Source organism: bacterium, assembly GCA_036382775.1.
Classification (GTDB): domain Bacteria; phylum Hydrothermota; class Tepidihabitantia; order SM23-42; family JAOAFX01; genus DASVHD01.
In genome coordinates, this window is sequence record DASVHD010000043.1 from 1 (window position 1) to 8,954 (window position 8,954).

Consider the following 8,954-nt stretch of genomic DNA (forward strand, 5'->3'; position numbering starts at 1 on the left):
TATCGCCGAGAGTGGCCAGCGAACGCAGATTTTAGACCAGGTATATCTAGGATCTAACCTGGTCAGGTTGTGTTTAACCCTGCATATCACATTAGCAGACGACGCCCGCGTACAAATCAGCATTTATGATGCGGCAGGCCGGTGCGTAGGAAAGCAGGCGATTGGATATCTAAACCAAGGCCCTCACATAGTGAATATGAACGCTAACGATTTTGTGTCTGGCGTTTATGTGATCAAAACTTCGGTCAATGACCGGTATTACTATAATAAATGCGTGGTCCTAAAGTAGCGTTTTCCTGATTGACAGGACTTTTTGCCTGTATATAATTTAATGCAAGGAGGTTTGAATGCCCGGCCATGTAGTTTTTGAGTATGACCCAGTTAAGAATATCGTGTTCACTGTGGATCACTGCGATGTTAAGACCGAAGCCGATGTGGATGAATTCTTTGAAGAACACCGGAAATATTTTGAGCAAATAGGTAAAAAATTCTACATGATCAGCAATATCGATGACCTGCGCGTGCATGCGGCAGTCGCAGCATATTACGGCAAGACCGCCAAGACCGCGGTCGGTCATTATCTCCTGGGCTTTGCCCGCTGGGGAAGCAATGATGTGTCGCGGATGACGGTCCGGACCAGCTCGCTAAAAGCTGATCTTGATTCGAATATCTTCAACACTCGCGAAGAAGCAATCGCTTATATCGAAAACCTTAAGAAAAACCATTAATTTCCATACCAGTTTTCCCAGTCATTGACTTTACTCTTTTTTTTCCTAAAATATAGGCATGAAAATAATTGACCTCCGCAGCGATACGGTCACACTGCCAACAAAGGAAATGTACGAAGCCATAGCTTCGGCTAAGCTGGGCGACGACGTGTTCGAGGATGACCCTACGACGATCGAGTTCGAGGAGATCGCCGCGCGCAGGATCGGCACCGAAGCGGCCATGCTCGTTGCCAGCGGAACCATGGCAAACCTCGTGTCGACACTCACCCATTGCGGTCGCGGCACCGAGGCGATACTTGGCGATATGTCGCATATATTCTTGAACGAAGCCGGCGGTATGGCGGCGCTCGGCGGCATTAACCCGCACGTTATTCCCAATCAGCCTGACGGTACTTTGAAACTGGAAGACATCGAAAGCGCGGTCCGCGGGGACAACGTGCATTATCCGCGTACGCGGCTGGTCTGCCTGGAAAACACGCACAACCGCTGCGACGGCGCGGTCCTGACACCGGAATACATAACATCGGTGTCTGACATCTGCCGGCGCCATGGCCTGCGCCTGCACCTTGACGGCGCCCGCATTTTCAACGCGGCAGTGGCGTTGAAAAAAAACGTGAATGAATTTACCCGGCATGTGGATTCGGTCTCTTTCTGTCTTTCCAAGGGCTTGTCATGCCCGATCGGCTCAGCCGTCTGCGGCACAAAAGAATACATCAAGGAAGCGCGCCGCACGCGTAAAATAGTAGGCGGTGGTATGCGGCAGACCGGTATCCTGGCAGCCTGCGGCATCGTGGCTCTGAATAAAATGGTCGGCCGCCTGGCCGATGACCACGCCAATGCCCAGCGTCTTGCTCAGGGCATCGCGCAGATAGTCGGCCTATCGATCGACCCGTCCACGGTGCATACAAATATACTTTATTTTGACATAAAGACCGACCGGTTCAAACCAGCCGATCTGGTTTCTGAAATGCAGGAGCAGGGCGTCAAATTCCTGCTCACCGGTCCGCGACGGTATCGGATGGTAACGCATTACGGCATCGAAGCCGGGGACATTGACCTGGCGCTGAAAACCCTGCGCTCGGTCATGGAACAAAAACCTTAAAACTGACCCGGCACACTTTTAAATCAATAGCTCTTCATCTACGATTTCCTTAAGCATCACTTGGTCAATTGACCAAATAACGAAATGCAATGCCGTTCATATTTGAAATAGTAAAATATATTGACAGAGCAGTATTTTGCGTATATAATCCTCCAGGTGCGGATCTAAGGGAAGTGCCGTGCAAATCGGCCGCAGTCGCCGCTACTGTGATGCCGCTGGCGTTAGAAAAAAAATATAACTGTATATAAATGCCAGCTAATTTTTTCATGTCCTGACCACCTATTATAAGCCACTAGTGCTGATGTGAGCACCGGGAAGGCTGGTCATGACCGGACAAGCCAGGAGACCTATCCGCCCTTAACAATAACAGAAATCCCTTCAGACGAAAGGAGGAAACATGTTCAAGGCATTCTTTTTTCTGTTACCGGTCATACTATCATCACAGGGATCGTACCTGACCCTGGACACTGTCCTGGTCACAGCTCCGCGCTATCCGGCAAAACTAAGTGACATCGCGCTGGCGACCGTACTCATTGATGAGGATGAGATACGGCATACCGCGGCATCGAGCGTGGCCGACTTATTGTCCTTGTCGAATGATCCGGGCATTGACGTAAGAGATTACGGCGCGGGCGAAGTCTCGACGATCACGATCCGCGGTATCCCTTCGTCCGGCGTCCTGGTCCTGGTCGACGGCCTGCCTTTGAACTCGGCGCTCACCGGGATCGCGGACCTGAGCGTGATCGACATCAATGCGGTAAAGCGGGTAGAGATCATGAAAGGACCCGCGTCCAGCCTCTATGGCGCCAATGGCATGGGTGGACTGGTCAACGTGATAACTGACCAGCGTTTTGACTCCTTACAGGCAAGCGCGAAGATCGCGAACCGGACCACTGACCTTGACTCGCCGTTTGAAAGCACAGATTATTCGCTGTGCTTCCAGATGCCGGCGGGAAACTTCCGTTTTTCTCTTGACGGCGCGAAGACCGGCGGTCAGGGAACGCGTACGAACAGCGATTTTTCATCAGCCTTTGTCAGAAGTCTCATTGCCTATGATTATAAAAAATTCAACATCGCGGCGCATGCTGCCGTCACAGGCCGGGATTACGGAATTCCCGGTCCGGTTCCCCTGGTTGACAGCATTCATTATGCTCCAGTTTTCGGTGACAGCACTACCACGTCGAAATTCGACCGTCAAAGCGACCGCATGGGCTACGGTTCGCTGGAGCTTTCTTATAACATCATCCCCGGTCTGGCGCTCAACGCAAGCGGATACTCAAACTTGATGGTCCAAAAATACCATACAAAATACTTTTTCATACAGGAAGTCATTGAGGATTATACTTATGACCTTACCACGCTGGGGTTGAATTTGTCAGGTGAATATTCCCGGCAGGATCTTCACATGGTCATTGGTTTTGACCTGCGCCAGGATAGTCTTAAAGCCCGTAAAGCATCGGCCCAGACCGGTGATACGACGTGGCACGCGTCGGCGCTCAACTACGGCGTCTGGTTATCCGGCTTTGTTCCTGTTTTCAAAATGTTTTCGATCAGTCCCAGCTTCCGGTATGATGATAATTCAAAATATGGCGGGTTTATCTCCCCGCAGATCGGGCTGATCGCGCGTCCGGCATCAAGACTCAGACTGACTTTGTCAGCAGGCAGGGCATTTCGCGCGCCCGGATTCAACGACCTTTACTGGCCGGTCAATGGCAACCCGGACCTTAAACCAGAATCCGGGAACGCATACGAATTTGGATGCGAGTACACGCCTTTAACCACGACTTCTGCTGATCTGTCTTTGTACATGCGGGACATCAAGGATAGGATAACCTGGATGCCGGGGCAAGACGGCCTGTGGAAACCACAGAACCTGAATGTCCTGTCGATAAAAGGATGCGACGCGCAGGTCCGGCACCAAATAAATGAACGTATAAGCGTTGCCGGCTCCATGACCTTCATCAAATCGACGCAGAATAATCGCGAACTGGTGTATTCCTATTATGACTGGATGGCCGATACGACTCACAACGAATTTCGCGACATTGAACGAGATGCGGCATTCACACCGCAGATTGAATTTTCCTTGAAACTTACGATTTTGACTCCCGGGGATATATTGCTGACCTTAATCGATTCATATACTTCAGACCGACTGAACTACTATGAGAACTGGACTGCATACCCGGAAATTTCCATGGATACGAAATCCTTAAAGCGCTACAATGTCGCCACGGTCATAGCGAGCAGAAAGTTATGGCAGAAACTGGATGCTACTTTAAGCGTGCGGAATATCTTTGACGCTAAATACGCAACCCAGTTCGGTAATTCTACGACCGATCTGGACTATCCCATGCCCGGTCGCACATATTGCTTCCAGTTAAGCTGGTATTAGAAGCCATAAAATTTGTCATTCCGTGCCTGACACGGAATCCAGTCACTGCCTGCGTCGTCAAACCGCTTCCCCGCCTTCCCTCCCCCTTGATGGCAGCATTATACCATCTTCTTTTTCCTCCCCCCTTGTGGGGGAGGGCAAGGGTGGGGGGATAATAACTGGTGTCCCCGCAGGGAGAGAGGATAAAGGTGGGGGTGATTGTCAGAATTTCATACGATCCCGTACTTAAATAAATACGGGAGAAGCAATCTCACAAATATACTCTTCGTCATGTGAGCTCATTCAGGTTTTGTTCCTTTTGCAATATAGAACGACCCGGCAAGACAACGGAAATATTCACGATTCTTGACTTGCCTTTTCATTACTGCAAGTTGATTGTTATATATCCTCACTATGCGATTGAATTTTCTTATTTTGCCTCCACCAGCAAGATATAACTTTTTTTCTTCCTCTATCCAAGATTTACGGCTTTTCTTTTTGCCAACCACTTGATTCCTTAACATCTTAAACTGGCTTTGTTGCGCCTGGCTATCATATGGTGACTCTAGAATGTAAACCATATCATTCTGCCTTGCATCAAGATGTTTAAATCCCGTTTTTTTCATCAGATGGAGTATCTTCATCCCCAGTGTATAATCACCCATCCCCTGTTTAATACGCGCCCTATTCGACCTCAGTTTAAATTCATACAGTAGGCATATATCATCTATGCTAAGTACAGGCAATGAATTATAACCGCGCCAGGAATCATTGTCTGGTTCCATGCAAACAACATTACCGCCCGGTTTCACTACCCGGAAGAATTCACCGAGTACATTTGCTGGATTTTTAAGATGAATAAGAAGTGTTTGACACATGACACAATCAACACTATTGCTCATAAGCGGTAATTTATATGAATCACCAGTAATAACAAATGGCTTTCTCTTCGCCCAGATCTTTGCAGTCTTTTTCGTTTCCAGCAGTAATTTTGGATTGATATCAACACCGATATACCTTCCACTTTTTTTAAAGAAAGGCCAAAAAGTATATCCCAAATAACCAAGCCCACAGCCCACATCAAGAACACACATGCCATGTCGTAAATCTATCCACTTTGCGATTTTTTCTATCGTATCCTCCCGCCACAGGTATCTGCGGGTATCGATCAGCGATTGCCTGCGTTGTTTGCTTGACCAGTCAATTTTTTTATTTTTGTTTTTCATATTATATTTCCTTAGGGCACCAGATTGCCATTTAAACAAACCTCACTAGCTCATTATAAAATCATTTCAACCGATGTCAATACACGCTTCGCTCAGTTGATTTCTGGTCGGTGCTTGACAGATCTAAATAGTTGTCGTATAATATGGCGTAACAAGCAGTGCATGATTGGTCTTTGAATCTTTTATCGGGCATCGATGCCCATAACCGTTTAACAATACGTGAATTGGGGTGACCAGATAGCCGCATCATGCTCGAAAGAGCATGGTGAGGAAAGTCCGGGCTTCAAAGGGCAGGATGCTTCCTAACGGGAAGGCGCGAGCGATCGTGCGGAAAGTGCCACAGAAAATATACCGCTGTCCTATATGGGATCAGCAAGGGTGAAATGGCGAGGTAAGAGCTCACCGCCCTGGTGGCAACACCAGGGGCATGGCAAACCCCATCCGAAGCAAAACCAAGCAGTCCCGTACGAAGCTGCCCGTTTCGCCCGCCGCAAGGCTGGCACGGGACAGGTAGGTCGCAAAGATTCCGGCGGCGACGCCGGAACAAGAGAAATGGCTATCCTCGACAGAACCCGGCTTACCGGTCACCCCAAATTCTCTGAAAACAAAATCCTAAACAATATCAAATTTCAAATACCAATCATCCCTCACCCCTACCCTCTCCCTTTCTAAGGGAGAGGAATAAGGTGAGGGTTTTGTATTTAAGGTTATTATCAAAGGTGGGGGTGTATATCATTGACAGAACAATGTATTTTATGTATTCTTTTTCACGATCCCATGACCGAATGGATTAAAAAAAACAAAACCGCTGATGCCAGCGAACTCGAGGTCAGGGGTAAGACGATACCAAAAGTAATAGTCCAGATATTGAAAACCCGGGGTTACGACACCACGGAAAAGATCGAAAAATTCTTCGCGCCTACCCTGGATGACCTGCACGATCCATTTTTGCTGCCGGACATTGACAAGGCGGTTAAACGCATTATCCAAGCCTGCAAGAACAAAGAAAAGGTCTTATTGCACGGCGACTACGACACCGATGGGATAACCGCGGTCGCGCTCCTCAGCCTCCATCTGCAAAACCTGGGTGCCAGGACAGAGACCTTTCTCCCCAATCGTTTTGCAGAAGGGTATGGCGTGTCCATGCAGGGCATTGATCATGCCGTGCAAAAAGACTGTTCGCTTGTGATCACGGCCGACTGCGGCATCACGGCAAACGCCGAGGTGACGTACGCAGCGCAGAAAAAGATCGATACGATCATCTGCGATCATCATGAACCAGGACCTGAACTACCCCAGGCGATTGCTGTTGTGAACCCCAAACTTATCCAAAGCGCTTATCCATTCAAGGAACTTGCCGGCGTCGGTGTCGCGTTCAAGGTTGTCCAGGCCGTTTACAAACGCCTTGAACTGCCGGTCGAAGACCTTTTCCAGGACCTTGACCTGGTCGCCCTCGGCACCGTTGCCGATGTGGCACCCCTCATAAATGAGAACCGCGTGCTGGTGAAGACCGGATTGAAAAAGATAAGAGACAGCGCAAAAGAAGGCTTCAGGGCGCTGCTGGCCGAGGCCAAGATCGACCACGGGGTCACATCTTATCATCTTGGGTTCATAATCGGTCCCCGTCTGAACGCCTGCGGACGCTTGCGCGACGCCCAGGAAGCGCTCGAGCTTTTGCTCACCCGGGATCGCAGCCGGGCGCAGGAACTTGCCCAGAACCTGACGCGTGATAACCAGGAGCGGCAACAGATCGAGAAAACGATACTTGAGCAGGCCCGTACCATGATCGAACAGAAGGGACTCGGCGCTCGCCGCGTCATCGTGATCGGTCATGAACAATGGCACGAAGGGGTCATCGGGATCGTGGCTTCAAGGATCGCTGAGGAATATAGCCGGCCTGCCGTGCTTCTGGCAATAAAAAAAGACAGCGCCAAGGGCTCTTGCCGGTCAATCCCCGGATTCGATATTACGGCCGGGCTAAAGTCATGTTCTGACCTGCTCGTGAAGTTCGGCGGGCATAAGCAGGCGGCAGGGCTCGAACTCAAGCCCGACTACATTGAAAACCTCAGTAAAAGGATCAATGAGTATGCCGCATATTTCAGCGATGATCTGTTCCAAAAGCGGCGTTTCTATGATCTGGAACTGGATATCCCGGACCTCACCGAAGACGTGATCTTTTTCCTTAAATATTTTGAACCTACCGGCATTGAGAACCCCCAACCCGTTTTCCGGTGCGAGCATTGTGAAGTTGTTGGTGTACCCCGCGTAGTCGGCTATGATACCCTGATGTTCGCGTTGCGAAAACAGGGAAAGGTATTGGATGTAAAGGCTTTTCGCCAAGCCGAGCACATCCTTGCGATCAAACCCGGAAAAACCTATATTGACTGCCTTTACTCGGTGAGTGAGGATTCATACACGCCAAAACATAAAGTTGTCCTGAAGATCAAAGATATGACGATCGAACAATAGCAGCAGATGACGTGGCATCTGGTCGAAAAAAATGAACTGAAGTATTTTCAACTCTCCTGCACCGCGGTCAGTTGTATACAATCCACGATCCACGGCGCCGAATCACTATTGAAAACCTATGATCCAGTCCTGCTCAAGCAGGTACATTCAGATATCATCATTGACATCGACCACGATCAGAACCGGACTGGCGATGGCCTCTTAACTGCCCGGAAAGTGAACGTGGGGGTCAAAGTGGCTGACTGCCTGCCGGTATTCATGTTTGGACCTGATCGCATATGCATCATTCACTGCGGCTGGCGCTCGATCGCTAAGGGATTAGCGGTCAAGGCGGCTAAAATGCTGGGCGACTACACATACTGCCTTGGCGCGTCGATCGGGCCGTGCTGTTATGAGGTAAAAGATGACGTGGCACTCCAGTTCAGCGATCTGCCTGAGGCGGTCATAGCCCGCGGAGCAAAAACTTATCTGGACCTTAAAAAAGCGGTCATCGGGCAGCTCGGGCCTTCGCGGCTCCTCTCATCGCTGGACCTGTGCACAAAATGCCACCCGGAATATTTCTACTCCTTTCGCCGGGGCGACCGGTATAAGCGGAACTACGCCCTGATCATCCATGAATGACACAGTTGAATCCGTCATGTTGACTCGACCGGTTATTCTGGTAAAATAGACCGTGGCTCGACGGTTCGCGTTTGCCCTGCTTCTCCCCTGCCTGTTCTTTGCCCGTGGCTGGACGGTCATGGTCTACATGGCCGCGGATAATGACCTTAGTGCATGGGCCGATTCGGATATCGTGGAAATGCGCACGGCCAACTTTGATGATGACGCGGTCGCGGTGATTGCCCAGCTCGACAAACCCGGCACGGGCGCTAATTATCTGCAGATCACCGGCGGCAGCGTTTACAATCTTGGCGCACTGGGTATTATCGATATGTGCGATCCCAAAACCTTAAGCGATTTCATCGAAGGCACGATCCGTGAATTCCCGGCTGACCGGTACATGCTGATACTATGGGACCACGGCACGGGTTGGACCGCGGCGCCGCGCCGGAGTT

General features: G+C 49.9%; 8 protein-coding genes, 1 other RNA gene and 1 riboswitch. Of the genes, 8 read left to right on the forward strand and 1 reads right to left on the reverse strand.

Going from position 1 to position 8,954, the window contains the following annotated elements; translation table 11 throughout:
* The 4 genes from VF399_11080 to VF399_11095 all read left to right on the forward strand — a co-directional run.
* Positions 1–289, forward strand: a 289-nt coding sequence (locus VF399_11080; protein HEX7320884.1) for a T9SS type A sorting domain-containing protein, incomplete at its 5' end; no start/stop codon positions are given.
* 58 nt (positions 290–347) lie between these two features.
* Entirely contained in the window at positions 348–728 is a 381-nt protein-coding gene (locus VF399_11085; protein HEX7320885.1) for a hypothetical protein, read from the forward strand.
* Between the two features lie 58 nt (positions 729–786).
* Complete coding sequence (ltaE, locus tag VF399_11090; protein ID HEX7320886.1) at positions 787–1,830, forward strand: low-specificity L-threonine aldolase; 1,044 nt, start codon at positions 787–789, stop codon at positions 1,828–1,830.
* A gap of 143 nt (positions 1,831–1,973) precedes the next feature.
* Positions 1,974–2,200: riboswitch (cobalamin riboswitch) on the forward strand.
* Positions 2,201–2,227: 27 nt separating this feature from the next.
* On the forward strand, positions 2,228–4,225 hold the full coding sequence (locus VF399_11095) for a TonB-dependent receptor (GenBank protein ID HEX7320887.1): 1,998 nt from the start codon (positions 2,228–2,230) through the stop codon (positions 4,223–4,225).
* Between the two features lie 278 nt (positions 4,226–4,503).
* Here the strand turns inward: VF399_11095 and VF399_11100 are convergent, their stop codons facing one another.
* Positions 4,504–5,430 carry a methyltransferase domain-containing protein gene (locus VF399_11100; protein ID HEX7320888.1) on the reverse strand — a complete coding sequence of 309 codons (927 nt, stop codon included), beginning with the start codon at positions 5,428–5,430 and terminating at the stop codon, positions 4,504–4,506.
* Positions 5,431–5,655: 225 nt separating this feature from the next.
* On the opposite strand from VF399_11100, the gene rnpB reads away from it, so the two are divergent.
* From rnpB to VF399_11120, 4 genes are all read left to right on the forward strand, one after another.
* Positions 5,656–6,026: RNase P RNA component class A (gene rnpB, locus VF399_11105), an RNA gene on the forward strand.
* A gap of 181 nt (positions 6,027–6,207) precedes the next feature.
* The gene (gene recJ / locus VF399_11110; protein ID HEX7320889.1) at positions 6,208–7,899 is read left to right on the forward strand and encodes a single-stranded-DNA-specific exonuclease RecJ; all 1,692 of its coding nucleotides are present in this window, start codon (positions 6,208–6,210) and stop codon (positions 7,897–7,899) included.
* 6 nt (positions 7,900–7,905) lie between these two features.
* Positions 7,906–8,520, forward strand: coding sequence for a polyphenol oxidase family protein (locus tag VF399_11115; protein HEX7320890.1), 615 nt, complete (start codon positions 7,906–7,908; stop codon positions 8,518–8,520).
* Positions 8,521–8,572: 52 nt separating this feature from the next.
* Positions 8,573–8,954 (forward strand): clostripain-related cysteine peptidase (locus VF399_11120; protein HEX7320891.1); only part of this gene is annotated, 382 nt, incomplete at its 3' end.

Excerpts from the sequence above, each read along its gene's own strand:
- VF399_11095 (HEX7320887.1), top strand. The coding sequence starts at position 2,228 with ATGTTCAAGGCATTCTTTTTTCTGTTACCGGTCATACTATCATCACAG.
- VF399_11115 (HEX7320890.1), top strand. The coding sequence starts at position 7,906 with ATGACGTGGCATCTGGTCGAAAAAAATGAACTGAAGTATTTTCAACTC.
- ltaE (HEX7320886.1), top strand. The coding sequence starts at position 787 with ATGAAAATAATTGACCTCCGCAGCGATACGGTCACACTGCCAACAAAG.
- recJ (HEX7320889.1), top strand. The coding sequence starts at position 6,208 with ATGACCGAATGGATTAAAAAAAACAAAACCGCTGATGCCAGCGAACTC.
- VF399_11100 (HEX7320888.1), bottom strand. The coding sequence starts at position 5,430 with ATGAAAAACAAAAATAAAAAAATTGACTGGTCAAGCAAACAACGCAGG.
- VF399_11085 (HEX7320885.1), top strand. The coding sequence starts at position 348 with ATGCCCGGCCATGTAGTTTTTGAGTATGACCCAGTTAAGAATATCGTG.